The 17,982-nt window shown below is 63.1% G+C and carries 12 protein-coding genes; 5 read left to right on the top strand and 7 right to left on the bottom strand.

Going from position 1 to position 17,982, the window contains the following annotated elements; translation table 11 throughout:
• The 3 genes from LJE93_04190 to LJE93_04180 form a co-directional block, all read right to left on the bottom strand.
• Nucleotides 1–3,533: hypothetical protein (locus tag LJE93_04190; GenBank protein MCG6948102.1), on the bottom strand; the 3,533-nt coding region annotated here is incomplete at its 3' end.
• 276 nt (nucleotides 3,534–3,809) lie between these two features.
• Complete coding sequence (locus LJE93_04185) at nucleotides 3,810–5,369, bottom strand: hypothetical protein (protein MCG6948101.1); 1,560 nt, start codon at nucleotides 5,367–5,369, stop codon at nucleotides 3,810–3,812.
• A gap of 294 nt (nucleotides 5,370–5,663) precedes the next feature.
• Nucleotides 5,664–7,295, bottom strand: coding sequence for a VCBS repeat-containing protein (locus tag LJE93_04180; protein ID MCG6948100.1), 1,632 nt, complete (start codon nucleotides 7,293–7,295; stop codon nucleotides 5,664–5,666).
• 252 nt (nucleotides 7,296–7,547) lie between these two features.
• Between LJE93_04180 and LJE93_04175 the strand changes: the two genes are divergently transcribed.
• From LJE93_04175 to LJE93_04165, 3 genes are read left to right on the top strand one after another with little or no spacing between them, the layout of a single operon-like run.
• On the top strand, nucleotides 7,548–7,964 hold the full coding sequence (locus LJE93_04175; GenBank protein ID MCG6948099.1) for a helix-turn-helix domain-containing protein: 417 nt from the start codon (nucleotides 7,548–7,550) through the stop codon (nucleotides 7,962–7,964).
• Nucleotides 7,961–8,869: a hypothetical protein gene (locus LJE93_04170; GenBank protein MCG6948098.1), complete on the top strand. Its 909-nt coding sequence runs from the start codon at nucleotides 7,961–7,963 to the stop codon at nucleotides 8,867–8,869. The genes LJE93_04175 and LJE93_04170 overlap by 4 nt, the downstream gene beginning before the upstream one ends.
• On the top strand, nucleotides 8,866–9,888 hold the full coding sequence (locus LJE93_04165) for a hypothetical protein (GenBank protein MCG6948097.1): 1,023 nt from the start codon (nucleotides 8,866–8,868) through the stop codon (nucleotides 9,886–9,888). Before LJE93_04170 ends, LJE93_04165 begins: the two co-directional genes overlap by 4 nt.
• Nucleotides 9,889–9,994: 106 nt before the next feature.
• Here LJE93_04165 and LJE93_04160 read toward each other — a convergent pair whose 3' ends face one another.
• The 4 genes from LJE93_04160 to LJE93_04145 form a co-directional block, all read right to left on the bottom strand.
• Nucleotides 9,995–11,131 carry a glycosyltransferase family 4 protein gene (locus LJE93_04160; protein ID MCG6948096.1) on the bottom strand — a complete coding sequence of 379 codons (1,137 nt, stop codon included), beginning with the start codon at nucleotides 11,129–11,131 and terminating at the stop codon, nucleotides 9,995–9,997.
• A 7-nt stretch (nucleotides 11,132–11,138) separates the two neighbouring features.
• A complete protein-coding gene (gene coaD, locus LJE93_04155) occupies nucleotides 11,139–11,639 on the bottom strand; it encodes a pantetheine-phosphate adenylyltransferase (GenBank protein MCG6948095.1) in 501 nt (166 codons plus the stop codon).
• Nucleotides 11,640–11,772: 133 nt separating this feature from the next.
• Nucleotides 11,773–13,872 (bottom strand): hypothetical protein, encoded by a 2,100-nt coding sequence (locus tag LJE93_04150; GenBank protein ID MCG6948094.1) that lies wholly within the window; start codon nucleotides 13,870–13,872, stop codon nucleotides 11,773–11,775.
• Nucleotides 13,869–15,626 carry a hypothetical protein gene (locus LJE93_04145; protein MCG6948093.1) on the bottom strand — a complete coding sequence of 586 codons (1,758 nt, stop codon included), beginning with the start codon at nucleotides 15,624–15,626 and terminating at the stop codon, nucleotides 13,869–13,871. The genes LJE93_04150 and LJE93_04145 overlap by 4 nt, the downstream gene beginning before the upstream one ends.
• A 133-nt stretch (nucleotides 15,627–15,759) precedes the next feature.
• Here LJE93_04145 and LJE93_04140 point away from each other — a divergent pair, with 133 nt between their 5' ends.
• Nucleotides 15,760–17,481 (top strand): cyclic nucleotide-binding domain-containing protein, encoded by a 1,722-nt coding sequence (locus tag LJE93_04140; GenBank protein ID MCG6948092.1) that lies wholly within the window; start codon nucleotides 15,760–15,762, stop codon nucleotides 17,479–17,481.
• 80 nt (nucleotides 17,482–17,561) lie between these two features.
• Nucleotides 17,562–17,978, top strand: a complete 417-nt coding sequence (locus tag LJE93_04135; protein ID MCG6948091.1) for a hypothetical protein — start codon at nucleotides 17,562–17,564, stop codon at nucleotides 17,976–17,978.
• Nucleotides 17,979–17,982: the final 4 nt, after the last annotated feature.

The raw sequence follows: 17,982 nt of genomic DNA, 5'->3' as shown, positions 1-17,982 counted from the left end.
CCGGGGTTGACGTCAACCGTGTAATAGACGGTTCCCGAACCCGAGCCCTCTCCCGAATCGAGAGTGACCCAGGTTGACGGCGTGGTCGCGGTCCAGTCGCACCCGGTCGTCGTGACGACCGAAAACTCACCGCTCCCACCCGAGGGAGTGAAGGTCTCCCTGGTCGGGCTCAGCGTGTAACTACAACCGCCACCGCCACTGTCGCACGAGCCACTGAAGGCGACATCCACCGTGATCGGACCGGCTGCGTCCGTACCGCCGCCCTCCAGCTCGAGGGAAACGCTGACAGACTTCTCGCCGCCGGAGGCGAAGGAGAAGCTGGCGGCCTTGCACTCGTCCCACATGCTGGGTTCACATACGTAGGTCGCAGAGGCGCCGTCGCAACCGGTCTCTCCGAAGTCCCAGGTAGCCTTCGCGATAGTGCCGACGACGCCGGTCAGGGTGAAGGCGATGTTTTCGCCGATTTCCGGCGCCGGAGGAGTCACCGAAATACCTAAAGCCTTCGACGGGAATGCCTTCGTCGAGGTGTCACTGAAGTCAACGCGCTGACCGGCGAAGATCTCGTCGGCCGATGTCGTGAAACTCGCTTCAGGACGGCCGTCGGCGAGGCAGCACTCGCCTTTGTTCTGGACGGTCGGTCCCTTGGTCTGGGTCCGGCCGTCGGTCAACACCATCGTGATCGCCTTCTCGCCGGCGGTCGGATAGGTCCACTGCATGGTGTTGCAGGCGCCCCGTGGCAGGAGGGTGCAGTTGACGAATGAGCCGTTGTCCTTGCAGTCGTCCTCACCGAAATTCCAGGTCTCGACCTCGAGGGCCGGATCGACCGTGAGGGTCAAGACCTCACCGATCTCCGGCCGCGGATTCGACATGGTGAAGTTGGCGGCCCTCCACGGCGCCTCCTGGTTGACGATGAAGCTCTTGCCGCCGGCGATGATGTTGCCCGAGCGAATGGTCCCCTCGTTGGCATCGACCTTGTATCGTACGGTGCCGGAGCCGCTGACGCTCGTCTTGGGCGATGTGACGGTGATCCAGGGGAATGTGGTCAGCGCCGTCCACGAGCAGCCGGAGGTGGTCAGGACCGTGAAGGCTGACTCACCGCCCTTCGGCCCGAAGCCGGCCTGGGTCGGATTGAGGGTATAGGAACAGGTGGGGGGCGGACCGCCGCCGCAGCTTCCGCTCGAAGCCACCGCCACAGTCACCGGATCGGCGGTGAAGGTGTTGTTTCCGATATCGACTGCGAGGGTGACGGTCTTGTTGCCGCCCGAAGCGTACTCGAAGGCGAGCGCCTTGCATTCATCGTACAGCGTCGGGTTGCAGGTCTGGGTCGACGACACGCCGTCGCAACCGGTCCCGCCCATGGTCCAGCGTGCCTGGTCGATGTCACCCACGACACCTTCGATCCTGAACAGAATGTTGTCGCCGATCTCGGGGCTGGTCGGCGAGAAGCTGATGCTCGGGTCGATCGAGCCGTTGCCCACCAACATGGACTTGGTCTCGGTGTCGAATACGCCGTCGTCGTTATTGGTGACCTTGAGGGTCACACTGTGCGACGTATCCGGCAGAAATGTTTCGCCCGGGATGACGCAGCTCTGCGCCTGCGGGCAACCCGAGTAACCGTCCACCGTCCACTCGTAGCTCAGGTTGCCGCCCACCGGCTTGGACACCCCCCCGTTGAGAGTGATGGCCTGCGTGTGCAGCGGGCTCGACGGTGAGACCGTGAAGTCCGCCGCCACCGAGGTGACGTTGAAATCGGTGATCTCGTCTGTGGTTTGGTAGTTGCCGCCACCGGAGGCTTGGTGCTGATAGTCGACCGTCAGGGTGAAGTTCCAGGCCCCGGCCTCGTTCAGCGTCACCGTCGTCGATGCTCCGCTACGACTGAAGTTCGGACTGAACGGAGGATCGATCAGCCAGCTGTAACTGACGGGGTTTCCCTCGGCGCTCGCGGTCAGGGTGACCGACTCATCCACCACCACCGCCGATGGCGAGATCGAGATGCTCGCCTCCGGCGTCCGGTCGATGTTGATGACCGTGTCGTAATCGGGATCGGCGGGAGCCAAAACGTCGCTCTCGACCCGGATATGGGCCTCGTAGACGGTACTCGCGAGCAGGTTCTGCGGAATCTGGAAATTATTGATCTCGTGCGGATTGCCGTAGGCCGGATCGGTCTCGCCGGTCTGCCACAGGCCGTCCTTGGTGATCCACAGCGCCCAGCGGTCGACGCGGCCTGTCGAGGTATCGCGCACGTCGATCGTGTCCCCGGGGAAGACGGGATCGGGCGTCACCGTGATGTCCGCCACCGCCGGTGTCGGCGCGAGGCACTCGGAGAGGTCGAAGACCTCGTGGATCGCGTAGCGGCTGAGGTAGAGCACCGAGCCGTCGAAGGAAAGTGATCCGCCGGCGGGAAAGACGCAAATTGGATTGTCGTTGTGAGGCAGAGAGGGATCGGTCCAATAGTCGGCCTCGAACTCCATCGGACCCGAGCTCTCGAGCGTGAAGGTACGGATGGTTCCGGGATAGCCCGCTCGGTGGATCATCAGCGTCGGCACGGTGCCCGGCCCGGGTGACCGCAGCGAGACCACGTTGTCCTGGGACGAGATGATCCAAGGCATTTGCACCGGAGCTTCGGGGTTGGCGATGTCCCAGAACGAGATTTCGCCGCCCCACTGATCGGCCGAAGCGGCGAGGGCGTTGTTGCGATCGATCGAGAGCTCGTAGTGCGCCCCCTTCATCCCGGCCGGCGAGGTGATGTAGGTGAGCTGCAGACCCGCGCCGACGCCATCCGCGCGGAATACGTGAACGGATCCGTCCGGACCTCCGGCGAAGAGGTAATAGGCGGCACCGGTGTCGTACTCGTGCAGCCCCTTGGTCTTCAGCCCCGCCCCGGGGCCGAGCTCCATGCAGCCGATGAAGCCGAGATTGTCGGCGCTGTCTAGGGTGTAGAGGCCGTACCCGTTCACACACGACCCGGGACCGGTTCCCGAAATGAGGTATTCCTGTCCGCCTTTCGAGAAGACCTGGCCGCCGATGTCGATGTCCAGACCGTCGTAGGTGCCGTAGCCGCCGGCCGGAAAGGTCGGCGTACCTCCGATGCCGAGGTCGAAGATCACGGTTCGCTTGACCTTGTGCGAGAACACGCCGTAGCGGCAGTCATCGCACACGTCGAAGTCGATGAGATCGTAATCCGAGTCGCCGCGGGTGCCGAAGTCGAAATCCGATTCCGCGGTGAGCATCGGGTTCGACGGATTATCGATGTTGTAGATCGAGAGCTCGTTGCCACGGTTCATGATCATGTACTCGTGGCCCTTCCAACGGAAGGTCTCGACGTCGGTCGCGCGGTCGTAGGCGGGGTCGCTGACGCACTGCACGACCTGCGGGTAGTTCTCGTAGGTCAGCAGGGTGTCGACCCAGCTCGCGCAATGGCTTTGGGCGGCGGCCGGTGAGGCAGCCGCGACGGCGATCAGCGCCAGCGCGACAATCGACGCGGCGCGAAATTTCAGTGTGGTTTTCGTTACTCGATGCAACGTACGAGACATCCGCACCTCCACTCCAGAAAGTAGCCCATGAGAACCTTTTGTGTCAACTCGAGCGAGCCTCGTAGAGCCGTATTTTTCCAGTACTTTAAGATTTTTCCGGTGGGGCGTGACCATTGTCACGCGCGACTGCGGCGACCACCTTCGGGGGGCGGAAATATAACCGTTCGGTATTCCGGTGTCAACCATGATTTTTCGGCGCCGCGGCCGACGACCGAGGCCCCAAAAAAAGGAGGCGACCCGAAGGCCGCCTCCAGTAGATTGACGAGTAATCGTCGTCTACTCGCTGTAGCTGTACATTCCGATGCCGAGCTGCGGCAGGTACTGGTTGTCGTCGCAGTTCCAGTTGCCCAACACAGCGGCCTCGAGGCCGGCGGTGTACTGACCGAACGCGGCGTACTTGACGCCCATCCAGGTCTGGTATTGGTCTGTCGTCACATTACCGTCGTCGTTGGAGAATGGCCAGATGAACATCATCCAGCCGAAGGCGTTGCCGTCGGCATCCGAAACGACGAAGAGCTCGCTCACCGGCACCTCCTGGGTCTCCAGGGGGAACAGGTTCGGGACCGGGATCGGATCCGGGTCCTCGACGCCGGACCACGGCGGAATGAAGCCGGGGCCGACCGAGTTCACGTTCTCATCCTCGTCCCACGCATAGTAGGTGTAGGGGCGGCAGCTGTTGGCGTACAGGTAGGCCGGGCCAGCGCCAGCGATACCGGCGCCGAACTCGTCATCACCGAGGTCGACGATGGTGCTGTTGGTGGTGCTGCCCTTCCAGGCGCGGATCCAGGTGTCGGCGAAACCGCCGTGGCCGGTCGGGGGCGAGTAGAGGTAGCGGAAGCCCCACGCGGTCGGCAGCGGCTCACGCAGGTATTGGCTCTGACCACCGTGGTAGCGGTGGTAGAAGGAAGTCGGGCGGCCAGATCCGTCCGTGGCCGGGGTCGAGTTCAGGAACTCGTTGGCCTCGAGGTGGACCGCGTTGAAGGCCTCGGAGAAGTTGTTCTCGGTGTCGAGATACAGCAGCTCGCCCATCAACACGTTCGCCATCTCCACGCCGCTGGCGGCACCGAAGTAGTTGAGCGCGTCACTGTCGGGCAGGTCCTTGTTGCAGGCACCTACCACGTCGGCGGTGATGTAGAGCCAGGTCGCGCGCGGCTCCTGGTTGGTGAACCAGGTGCCGTTCGGGAATACCACGTCGTCTGACCAGTTGCAGTTCCGGTAACCGGTAACTGCCGTCTGGCTGGCGTTCAGGTAGCCCTCGAAGACGCCGAGAGTCACCTCAGGGATGGTGCCGTTGTTCTCGGCACGGTAGTTGACCGGCGACGAAACCCAGGCCGCCGGGTCGCAGTCGAGCGGGTTGGTGGACTCCGGATCCGGCAAGCCTTGGGCCGCGAACCACGCATCCAGAGCGCCGCCCCACAGCTCGTTGAAGGTCGAGAACGGACCATCGTCGAACGGCGAGCCGCCGGCGTTGGTCAGGCCAGTGCCGTCCCACCACTCATTCGCACCGGTATCATCGCTCGGCAGGATGCCTGCTGTCAGGATGTCGCGGATGTTGATGGTCTGCACGTCGTAACCGGTCAGGGTCAGGTTGAAGTCGAGGATCGCGATCGAATAGTCGGTCCACACCGTGATGTGAACGATCTGCGCCTCGCTCGAAACGTTGGTGATCGAGAACAGCGTGGTCGTGCCCTGGTCTCCCGCCTCGTAGTCGTACGCCACGAACGGGAAGAGCAGAGTCGACGCCGGCACGTTGTCCAGCGCACACTCGACGGCAAAGGCGTTACCCGCACCGAGGGCGAGAATCGCCACCGCCGCAATTGTCAGAAATCTCTTCATTTCAGCTCCTTCCTTTCCTCTATCATCTGCAAGAAATACTCCCAGCCGAATGGCCGGCTGAACTTCTGGTGCCCTCCGTTGTCCCGCATCACCCCCTATAAATGATTTATTTTTCGCAACTTATCCTCAGATTATGTCATCACAGCATAAAATATAGCACCGTGGCCCAGACGTGTCAAGACGCTCTCGCCGAGACAGGGCGTCTCCAAATGATCCCACCTGGGCCCCGGCAAGTCAACCCTCGCAGGGAATTTCACATCTCGAATTCTCAATTCTCAATTCCGAATTCCGAATTCACACGGATGGTCTGCTCAACCACACGTAGATACCACCCGGCCTCTCGTCCTGTTCGACGCAACCGGCGATGATGTCGTCGCGACCGTCGCCATCGAGATCGACCAGGCGGATATCAAAGGCGCGTCCCACGCTGTCGAGCTCGGTGCCGCGCTCCCGGTAGAACGACCCGTCCTCGGATTGCAGGTAGACCTCGAGCCCACCGTTCTTGCGACCGGCGACAAGATCGGGATGACCGTCGCCGTCGAGATCACCCACCGCCAGGCGGAAAAACACGTTGCCGCGCTCCTTGTCCCACACCAGCGGCACCGGCGTCTCGAACTCCCCGTCGAAGCTTGTCGGATAGTGGATCAAGCCGTTGCGAGCCTGGGTTGTGCTCTGGAATCTTCCGAACTGGACGAAGGTCGAGAACACCCCGCCCACCGTCGGCTCGACGTCGTAGTGATAGGAAGCGCTGAGGAGCCCGCGGTGCTCGGCCGCGACCCAGCCCTCGGCGTCCCGCCAGGAATAAACGAGCATTCTCGGTCCGAGAGTGTTGGAAGAAATGATGAGCTCCGGTCGGCCGTCGCCATCGAGATCGGCAGAGCGGATGACATCGGCGATGAGATTCTGCGGGAGACCTTCGCTGGAGATCTCCCAGTCATCACCCCGGTTGAAGAGGACCCACGCCGAGGGCGAGCCTTCGAACCTCGCATTGGAGGTGACGTCGTAGTCGATCTCGGCGACGAACGCAAGATCGGTGCGCCCATCGCCGTCGAAATCGGCCGCGGTCACCGCCCGAGAGGTGACCCGCGGATCCGGCGACGGAAGGATCCCCCCGCTCGGGAAGCGCCCGTCGCCATTGCCGAACAACGCGAACTGGCTTTTGAAGTGCACCGCAAAGACAACATCCTGGTGACCATCGTTGTTGAAGTCGCCGGCGACAACGTCGCCGTAGTCCCACGGCATTGCCTCCGGCCACTTGGATTCATTCCAGTAAGAGAAGTTCCCCGTGCCATCACCCAGGAGAATGGAGGGAGCGGGGGGGAGCTGCTTGCGCTGCGGCGGGAATACCAGGTCCTGGTGCCCGTCCTCATTCATATCGGCGACCGCAAATCCCATCTGCCACCGGCCCTTGTTTGGCAGCGTCCCACCGCCGGACACAAAGGTGAGGCTCTCCATATCGGGCGGCGGTACCATGACTGCGCCGAAATCCATGAAGTTGACCGCGCCAGGCTGGTTGGAGAATTCCGCCCAGTCGGCGGCCCGCGCCTCCTCGGCCTCCCGCTGGGCCCAGACCTTGTAGAGCGGCGAGTTGGGATCCTCCGGCGAGATGCCCCGCAACCACACGTACTCGTCGTCCTCGCGCACGATCTCCATCTTGATGCCGGCAACCACGTGCGGATAGGCGTAACGATCGTCGATCTTGACGACCTGATTCTTGGGAAATGGTTTCGGTGTCATCCAGTCGGCGACGAACTCCTCAAACGTCCGCCGCGGCTTTTTTTTCTCCTCGCCCTGCTGGGCCTGGGCCCCGCTCTTCCGTCCCGAAGCGGCCTGTCCGCCGGCGATTGGCTTCTGCTCCTGCGCGTGCACGCCGAGAGCGGCCGTCGAAATGACCAGAAGAGTGGCCAATATCCTGTACGAACTCATTCATTACCTCCCGAGCTCGGCCGATGGGCGGATTCGCTGCCCGACGGCGTCGGCTCCTTGTCTTCGGCGATCCGAGCAGCAAGAACGGTGCCAATACTCCCGCACCCGGTTTGACTGCCGAAATCTGACGAATGTGATGCAAAACACGGTTGACGGCCTTGCTGCGGCGGCATACTATTTACTACGAACGGCCGTATTGTGCCCACTCGCAGCTGCGGGATGGTACTACACGGCGGGAGGAAGACCAAGCCCGTGGCTCAGATAAGCCAGACCGGGATGAGTGAGGTGGCGGCCATCGGTAGCCGCCTGCGTCGCCTGCGCAAGGAACGCGGCCTGACTCAGGCCGAGCTGGCGCGCCAGATTGGCATCCAGCAGAGCGACCTCTCGCGGATGGAGAAGGGCGAGTACCGGGTCTCCCTCGACAACCTTTTCAAGATCCTCGGGGTCTTCGACCTCGATCTGGCTGATTTCTTTGGCCAACAGAAGATGAGTGCAGCGGTCGAGAAACAGCCCCTGAGTCGTGACGACATGAAGATCCTCCATCTCCTGCGCGAGCTCAGTCCCGAGGGACGCGCCGAGGTCCAGGAGTTTCTCGAGTTCAAGCTTCGCAAGGAGCGCCAGGCGCGGCGCAGTCTGGGAGGCAGACGCAGCGGAGAGAACGGCTCATGAGAGATCGCTACGACGAACTCCTGCTGCTCGGAGAGAAGGCGGTTGGCGCCAGCGAATTTGATCGCGCCGTCGGTTTCTTCGAAGAGGCGGAGAACCTTGCTCGCGGCCTGGGCGAGATCGACCTCGCCGATCGCGCCTTCTGCAACCGCTGCTCTGTGCTGGTCGAGCTCGACCGCGGCGCAGATCAGATCCCGAAGCTGAAAGAGATACTGCTCCGCAGCGGCGACACGAGGAACCGCTTCCTCGCCGCCTACTGCACGGGCGTCGCGTACTTCATCTCGGAGGACCTCGAGCGCGCCGGCAGCTACGCGCAGCGCGCCACCGGACTCGCGCGCGAGCTCGGTGACCGGAGCCTCGAGCGCCGCAGCCTCAACCTGGTCGGCACCCTCGCCGTGCGGGATTCGCGCTTTGAAGAAGCCGAAGAGGCGTTCCACATCTGCCTCGAGGCACATCAGGGCGGTGAAGGCTACCAGCGAATCATGGCGGCTCAGGTCGAGGACAACCTCGGGTACGTCATGATGTGCACCGGCCGCCTCGAGCAAGGCCTGCAACGATGCGAATCGGCAAGGACGACTCTCGAGGACCTCGGCGCCGAGCAGTACCTATACGAGGTGCTGCAGGATCTCTGTTATGGATACGTCCTCGCGGATGACCTCGATAGAGCGTATCGCTGCGGCTCGGAGGCCCTCGAGATCGCGGTCGAGTACTCCGATCAACAAATTGCCAAGAACTGCCTATTTCTTTTGAGTGAAATTGCGGTGAGACGGGGCGACACCTTCGGTGCTCGCCGATACCTGCACGAGCTCACCGCATATTACCCGGAGGCCGGGATTTCCGAGGAGATCATTGACGTTTTCCTCGCGACGGACCTGACCACCGTGGTGAACCTGAGGGGGTCGCGATGAGAGGAATCAGAATCTGTCTGATTGCCGCCATCGCGCTCGGAGTCGCCGGTGTCGCCGGCGCAGCCGGGCCGAAGGTGCTGACCGATGACGGCGTGCTGTACAGCGCCGGCACGCGGGACAACCAGGTGGTCGTGACCGCCCGGTACGCCGACGACACGGTCAGCGAGTTCTTCGTTCCCCAATCGGCGGCCGCGGTCGAAAGCTCTCTGCAGGTGGGGGTGGACGAGGCGAGCGGCGCACTTTACGTCCTGTGGCAGAAGTTGGAAGGAATGGACGCCAGGCTGCGAGTGGCAGGTTTCATCGACGGTACCTGGATCGGCCCGAGGACATTCGCCGGAAGCGACGGAATCGCAGCGTACAATCCGGCGCTCCTGATCGATCGCTCCGTCATCGAGACAGTTGAAGGAGTTGACGAGAACGACGAGCCGATCATCGGCGAAAGCGCGATTTCATTCCTCCACCTCGTCTGGTGGAGCCAGATCAGTGAGGAAGACGCCGGCCTCGCAAGCTACGCCGCGATCGAGCTGCGAGACGACGGCACGCCGATCTGGAATTCGATGGACCCGATCGAGCTTTACGATCTGCTTCCCTACGGTGTCGGCTGCTTCGAGTTCGAGGCCGGCGACAACCTGCGCCATCCGAAGCTCTTTGTCGACCCCCGCAGCGGTCATCCGCACGTCTTCGCCACTGACCTGGCCAGCTGCCACTTCCAGATCCTGGAGATCCTGCCCACGATCGAGGAAGACGAACAGACTCTCGAAAAGCGCCGGCGGCAGATCATCATTCTCCGCCACGCGAGCGCGATCGCTCTCAGGCCCGACCTGCCGTTGAAGAGCGGCCGGCTGGAAATCGGCAGCGGGCTGTCCCTGCTCATGCACTGGGATTCCGACGAGCGAGATGCAGTTCTCTACCAGAAGCTCGACGAGGAGGGCATTTCCGAAACCAAGGCCCTGGATCTCGATGAGGATCTCAACCACGAGCAGGCGGTCGAACTGATCCGAGAGCTGGCGCGACGCTGAAGAAGCCCGAAAAACAACAACACGGCCCGCCTCTCCGGCGGGCCGTTTTTCTGTCTACAGTTCGTGAGAAGCCCATCAAGGGGGGCAGGTGGGCGGGATTCCGAATTCAGAATTCCGATTTCGTCCCGACCACCTCGTCGAGCAGCCCCTCCAGCTCGGCCGCATACCCGCGCCACGTCAACCGTTCCCTGCTTCGCCGGGCACCCTTGGCAAGAGAACCCAGAGTCTCGCGATCCAACCGTTCGAAGGCACGCGCGAGCTCGTCGACCGATCCCGGTTCGACAAGCACGCCGTTGACTCCGTCCCGAACCACCTCGGCGAGCCCGCCGACCCTCGTGCTCAGCACCGGGAGGCCCGACGCGAGTGCGAGCGGTGCGACTGCCGACTGCGATCCCGAGAGGTAGGGCAGAACCACGAGGTCGGCCGCCGCCAAGAGTGTCGGCACCTCGGACTCCGGCACCCAACCGAGCCGCAGCTGCACACGCTCCTCGATGCCGAGCCCACTGACCCGGCTCCGCAGCTCCGGTCCCAGGTTTTCCCACGGCTCGCCCGCCACCACCAGCAACCAGTCACTTCCCTCCGGCTGCCGGGCGACGGCCTCGATCAAGAGGTCGGCCCCCTTGTAAGACCGGATCAAGCCGAGAAAGAGCGCCACTCTCCGATCGGCCGGTATGGCAAGCGCCTTTCGGGCCTCTTCTCGAGACGGGAGCGTACCGATTTCAGGGGGAGGTAACGGATGGGAAGCCGTCTGCGCCGCCGGACACATCGCCACAACCTCGGCCTCGAGCGCGCTGGCATGCGTGAAGATTGCGTCGCACCGACACAGGACTGACCGTGCGGCCAGTCGTCTGAGAACACCCGCCCCATGATCGGCCGGGTTGTGGGCAATCCCGATCACCGGCGGCCGGCCCGGTCGCAGCAGCCACCGCCACAGACCGGCCCACGCCCAGGTCCAGTAGGGAATGATCCAGGCGTCCGCTCCGAACTCCATCGCCCGCCGCCTGGCACTCCGCCAGGAGAATGGCTGCATCGGGTCGAGCAGAGGCTCGGCACAGTCAAGCTTCGGGCAGGCGTCGGGATCGCGGTCGCTCGCGCCGGGGAAGAGCCAGCCGGGATACTGACGGCTGGGAGTGAGGAACAACAACTCGTGGCCTCGAGCTGCAAGAATCGCCACCAGATCCGTCGTCGTGCGGGCCACACCGCCGCGATAGGGATGGCCTGATCCGAAAACCGCCAGGCGCATAGAGGTTTCAGCCCGGCGTTCCGAACCGATCCTCGAGACGGACCTTCACATTCTCCGGCACCAGGCCGGTCACGTCCCCACCGAGCGTAACCACCTCGCGCACCAGTCTGGACGAGAGGTAGAGCACCTCCTCTTTCGGCGTCAAGAAGACTGTTTCGACCGGCGGCCAGAGCCTTCGATTCATCAGCGCCATCTGAAACTCGTACTCGAAGTCCGAAACCGCCCGCATGCCGCGGACGATGATGGTCGCGTCCATCTCCTGCATGAAGTTGACCAGCAACCCGGAGAACGAGTGCACCTCCACCGCCGGAGTGTCCCGGTAATATTCGCGAATCATGTCCGCCCGTTCCTCCGGACCGAACACCGAATCCTTGCCGGTGTTCTGCAGGACACCGACGATGATGCGAGGGAAAATCTGCATCGCCCGTTCGACGATCGACACGTGCCCGACGTGGAACGGATCGAACGAGCCGGGGAAGACGGCGACGGTCGGATAGGGCTGGGTCACGCGCAGATTGTAGCACCCGACACGACCACACGAGTTTTGAGTTCTGAGTTCTGAGTTCTGAGTTTTCTCCCTCCCCCCCCACAGAATTGGGAGGGTGGAGCGGAACTCAAAACTCAACACTCTTAACTCAAACCTATTCTTCGGTGGCGCCGGCGGTGGCCCGATTGTGCTGCCGGTCCACGACGCGGACCACTACCATGTGGCGGCCGGAAGCCGCGGGGAACTCGAAGGTTTCTTCACGCCCGTCGAGCAAACCGTCGGTGGGTGCAAGTGCCGTCCACCTTCCGCCGTCACGCGACCATTCGGCACGCGCAACCGGGCTCAGGCCGTCGCGCACGCTGACAACCCACGAGTCACCGGAGCGACGAAGGCTCACCTCCGGCTCGGAGTTGTCGATCGGGAACCACCGGCTCACGCGGCTGACCTCGAGCGGTCCTTCGGGGTTCCGAGGCGCATCCGAGGCGGTCAGCCTGAAACGGTAGATCCCATCCGGAAGCGCGCTGGTGTCGATCCCCAGTTGCGTGCCCTTGATCTGCTCGCGAACGATGAAGCTGAAACCCTCCCGATCTTCGATTTCGAGCTTGAAGGCCAACGGGTCGTTGTTCGGGTCCGCGACCTCCCAGCTTACGGTCCGGTATCCGGCCCGGTAGAACTTCTTCCCCTTCGTCGAGTTGTTCGACTTCGGCGCGGAATCGTCGATCACGGTGAAGATGCCGTTGATATCCGGATGGACCGCCTCGATCACCGGTCCCGACGGAGGTGGAGCAGCGAGATACACAACTCCGGGTTCCTCGACTTTCAAGGTCTTCACCTGCGGAGGGAGGTTCGACTCGACAACAGCCACCTCGACCCTGTCGACCAGAGATGTTTTCGCCGCACCAGCCGGGAACTCCACCTCCCATTGCAGCGACCTCGCCGGCGGCAGCGACACGGACCCTCCTGAGGCGGACATCCAGTCGGTCCACGGCAGCCAGGTGCCGTCCGGCTTCGCCGACACGCCTGATCGGAATCGAATTCGCAGATCTTCGGACGCCGGCTCCACCCGATACTCACCGAACCGGACCGGGTGCTTGAACTGCCTTGCCTTGGAGCGAAAATGCCCGGCGCGGGTACCGTTGTCACGCCGCCAGAGCACCCCGCCCGGACCCTGCGTCAGGAGAGCTTCGCCCCCGTCGACCACACCGACGATCTGCACGGCGTCGACGGTCGCGATCCTGGCGCCACCTCCATCGACGAAGCGCCAAACCTCACCCTCGAACCCGGTACCGACCAGGAGACCCTCGCCATCCCAGGCCAGAGTCGTCGCCACTTCGCGAACAAACCGGTGGACACTGAGCAACCCTCCGTCGGGCGTCAGCTTCAGCACCTCCGAGGTCGCCGTCTCGCCGTTGACCTCCGGAAGCTTGAGGTCCGCCGTTACCGAAACCTCCGGCTCGGCGTCGTCATCTTTGTCCTCTCCGTTCTCCTTTTTCGGCTTTTGCGGGGCCGCCACCGGCTCCCCGACCAGCGCGGCCGCCCACACGGTGTCTCCACCGACCACCAGGTCCGCGATCTCCGTGAACGGGCTGTCGGCGAGCACACCCAACTGCCCGGATCGGCTGACAGCCAATATCAGTCCCTTGCCCGAGGTACCTACCAGGAGACGGTCGCCGTGCGGATCGAGGCAGCGCGCATGGATATCCGGCAGCTCGACCCAGCGAACCAGTCCGCGATCCGTCACCTTGAAGATCGAGGCCGGCGGTCCTCCGGCAGCCACCACATCGCCGTCGAATTTTGCGAGATCCCAGATGCCGCCTTCTCCCAGCCGACCGATCTCGTTGATCGAACCGCCCGACCACCTGTAGAGCACTCCGGGGGCGACCGTCGCCACCAACACTGCGCCAGAATCTTCAGCAAGCACGGAGGTGACCTGCTCGGCATCGATGTCCGCCAGCAACTCCGCCTGATCGCCTCGCACACGGTAGAGACGTGCCGGGAATCCGGTTCCGATGATCAGTGATCCATCACCGGTGCGGGTCGCTGCCATGACCACCGCCTCCTCGAGTTCCGGCCCGGCCTCCCACCCGGCGACCGGCTTCAGCGTGCCGTCCGCGGTGACCTGGACACCGCTGCCCCGGCCTCCGAGCAGTTCCTCAGTCGTATCTACGATCCAGCGGCGCGTCTGAGTGGCGGTTGCTCCGTGCGCCATCAACAGGCTGAGCAGAGCTCCGGTCAGCAAACGGTAACGTTTCATCGTGTCTCCGATTCTCTCGTCTCGACGCGAACGGTGAGCGGGATGCGCTGCGCACCGGACACCGGGTAGGGCATCTCGACATCGGTCTTTGCAACAACGCGGTATGCAACGGTATCGAGGTTGGGGCCGAGGGCAGACTGCATCTGCATGACGACGCTTGGCGGTGCCGACACGGTGCCTCCCGGCACGACAACTCCGGCGTCGCGCCGCTCGAGCACGGCCACCAGGGTCGTCGACGGCTGGATCGAGTTGACCAATCTCACCTCGTCTGCGAAGTCGGCCGGTTTCAGCGGACGCATCCGCAAGTCGTACGTGGTCCACGCCGTGCCGTCAGCTCCGACGAGGTCGATACGGCCCTCGGGCGTCGTTTCCGGAACGTGCACCATTAGGGTGCGGGTCATCGCGGGCCCGCGATGAGGGCGCAAACGGAAATGAACCGCCAGGTTCTCGCCGGGCCTCACAATCCGGCGTTCCGGAATGATGTCGACGATCGACGCTGATTCGAGGCTCTCGACTGTGTCGAGCGATATGTCGATCGACTCTGCTTCTGGTTTTTCATATACAGAGCTTTCGAGATAGGCGATCAACGCTGTCGCGATGGCACTCGCTTCGGCAGACGCCTCGACGCCTGCAAATGCCGCCGACACGGTTGCCGTCTCCAGACCCGGGTAATGGACGGAAACCCGGATTGACACCGTTTGAAGGCCCAGGTTCCGACCCCGCACCGCCTGACTGGCCTGCGAAAGGTAGCCGGTCAGGAGCGGCATCAGGACCGGGTGACGGACCGTTCGGAACGAATAGGTGTGACCATTGACCGTCACCGTGACCGGCACCATCGGCGCCTCGGCCCCGAGATGGCCGACAATCCCATCGCGGCGGTCGGCCACGATCGCACCAATCGGCTCGGCGACGGTGAAGAACTTGAAGGAGCTCATCAGGTTCGGAAGCACCGCCACCACCTGCGCCCGCGCGAGTGGCATGTTGCTGGTGCCGGTGCCGAGGGACGGGTGGCCGAACGCCCACAGGCGATCGCCCCGGACCTCCGTCACCGTGCCGCCGGCAGACAGGGTGACGTCCCCGTCCACCATCACCGCCGCAACCATCGAGCCAGGCTCGACCTCGCCGGAGCCCTCGCTACGTCCCTCGCCGCCGCCAGTTGCAGCAACCCAACCCAAACGGCGCCATCCCTCGGCAAGCCAGGACCCGCTCGGTGGCGGGTTCCACCCGGAGACTGCCAGCGGAAGTGGTCGTTGTTCACCCGAGTCCGCAGGCAGAATCCAGTCTACGACGAGCTCGCCGAGGGTCTCCTCTCCAGCGGCAGCCAGGATTTCTTCCAGTTCGGGACGGACATTCACAGCTGTCGCCGAAGGCCCCGACTCCACTTCGATCATGCGAGAGAACGGGGTCACACCGCCGATCGGTTCCGTGGCAAACGGCCAGCCAAAAGCGAGCGCTCCCAGCAGCTTTCCATCGAGGTACACAGGGGAACCGCTCATCCCGGCAATGATGCCGGTTTCCTGCATCCGCGGGTGGTCGAGGCGCACGAGGATGATTTCTCCGTCCGGCGTACCGGAACCGATCGTCCCGAGCACGGTCAGCGGAATCTCGAGCCGGGTGCCGCCGTCCATCTCGGTGATGCACACGCCGGTCCTTCCCGGGGTTGCCTCCGACGGATCGAGCCCTTCGACCGCCCACGTTCCGGATCCACCGAAGGTCAGGACCACCGCCGCCAACAGCATTGAAATCCACTTCATCAGACGGCCATTCTACGCACACCCGATTGCCGATCGTCACGAAACCCACCCGTGACGGTATCTCGGTCCACCCGGAACCGCCGGTTTGACCACCTGCCTCATACTTCCATACAATTGTTATTCGGGACCCACCATGGACGATTCTGTTCTGCCCCACCCATCGATGATCGACCGGCTGGTCGAGGTGGCTCGACGCCTTCGATCGATCCGTCGACCGGCCGAAGCTGCAGAGCTGCTCGACATTGCTGCCGCATTCTCGCCCCAGGGCAAGGCCCTTCGTGAGGAGGCCGATCGCGTACGCAGCGAGCAGGGCATCGATGACTTCGACCGCGAGTTCAAGCGCCGCAACCTCGAGGCCTCCCACGCTCTCGGCATGGCACATATCTTCGAGACGCGCGGTGAGTTTGGCCGCGCAGTCGACATGATCGACCTGGCAAAGCTCCGCACGCCCTTCAATTACCTGGCGTACGCGGCGGCCGGCTTCCTTCACCTTCGTCACAACGACGCGGTGACGGCTCAAGAGGAGTTCATCCAGGCGCGGCGCCTCAATCCACTCGATTTCCGGCTCGCCGTGGAAACCTCGCGCACCGCACTGGAAAACGAAGATTTCGACGCTGCCCTCGAAGCCGCGGTCGACGCCATGCTGCTGGCGAGCTGGCGTTCCGACAGGGAGCAACAACAGGAGCGGCGTCGGGTCGAAACCCTGGTTCGGCTCTGTCAACGCGGCCCGCAGGAGGTGGAGCAGTTGATCTCCAACCGCACCTCGGTACTGCAAAAAGCCTGCGACAACATGGCCCTCAGCCACGCGCGGATCTTCACCGGTGCGAAGACAACGCCTCGGTCGCGAAAAAGAGCGAAGAGCTTCAGCTCCAAGGATGACGATCTCCTGCGCCGCGCGACCGAACTCCGTTCGATCGGGCTCTTTCGTCACTTTTCAGACGATTCGATCATCCCGCTCGCGATGATCGCGAAGCCCAGCGAGTTCTCCGACCGCGACGTCTTTTTCTCTGAAGGCGAATCCAGCAGAGATCTGAAAATCGTGCGCCAGGGTACTGTCCGCATCGCGCGAAGGACTCCAGTCGGCAGCCAGGTGTTGACCACGCAGGATGCGGGTTCCCTTTTCGGGGAGGTTTCGTACCTCGACGGCAAGCCTCGATCCGCCACCGCGTACGGGGTCGGCGAAGGGTCCATTTTCACGCTCCCGGCCGAAGCCCTGGACGAGGCAGTCGCCAACGATCAAGAGCTGGCGGTCAGCCTGCTTTGGGGTTTCTGGCAGACTCTGGCCGCCAAGGTCCGCGCGGCCAACGCACAGATGAGCGAACTCTTCGGTGCGCCGGCGGAACCCTTCCCTGCGGAGAGGAACGAGAACGGCGCTGGGGATCGTGTGCACGTCGAGGAGGAAACCAAAATCAACTTGCTGCGCGAGCAAGGCCTGTCGGCCCAGGAGCTGCGACTACTCGCCAAGTATTCACGTGAACGGAAGTACCCCGAGGGTGCCCTGATCTTTGCCGAAGGTGATCCGGGAGATTGCCTCTATATCGTCGTCGATGGTGCGGTTCGTATTTCGCGCATGGTTCCGGGAATGGGCGAAGAGGCTTTGATCATCCTCGAGCGTGGCGAGGTCTTTGGCGAGCTGGCTTTGGTCGATGACCAACCACGTTCGGCCGACGCCCGCGCCCACCGGTCCGCGACCACAGTCCTGTCGATCAGCAGATCGCTCCTGGAAGAAGTCCTTCTGATGGACCCGGACGCGGCAATTCAATTCCTCAACCTCCTCAGCCGTCTCCTCTGCGGCCGCCTGCGGGCAATGAACGAGCGACTGGTTGCATGGCGGGTCATGGCCTCGCACGAGTAGAGATTTCGGAATTCGGATCTTGGATTTTGGATTTCGCAGAATGGTGAAACAAGGCTCGAGAGAATACGTCCTTCTTCGAAATGGCTTCCCGCAAACGACTCCTCTGCGCATATCTCCTCAACGCGACCCTGGTCCTGTGCCACGAGATCGACTCCGCCCACTGGCACGAGTGGCGGCTTTTCCACCTGCCCGGAGGCGCCGCGGGGTTTGTCGCCATGCACCTGATCGTCGTGCCGGTCATCCTTGTGGGCCTCGTGAGCGTAGCCCGTAGATCAGCCCGATCGCGGTGGTGGTCGATCCTGATCGGCGTCGCCGGAGCCACCGGGAGCCTCACGCACCTCGTTTTTCTTGCCCTCGGTGACGAAAGTTTTTCGACCCCCTTCTCGATTACTCTGGTCGTTGCCTTCGGACTGTCCAGCGTGGCGCTCATCATCACGGCCCTCAACATTCGGCCACCCGAAATGGAAGAGAAAGGCGGCGTCGGAGTGTTGTATTAGGATG

The organism is Acidobacteriota bacterium, assembly GCA_022340665.1.
Classification (GTDB): domain Bacteria; phylum Acidobacteriota; class Thermoanaerobaculia; order Thermoanaerobaculales; family Sulfomarinibacteraceae; genus Sulfomarinibacter.
The sequence above is the reverse complement of the archived record's forward strand: the minus strand, read 5'-3'. Positions and strand labels throughout refer to the sequence as shown.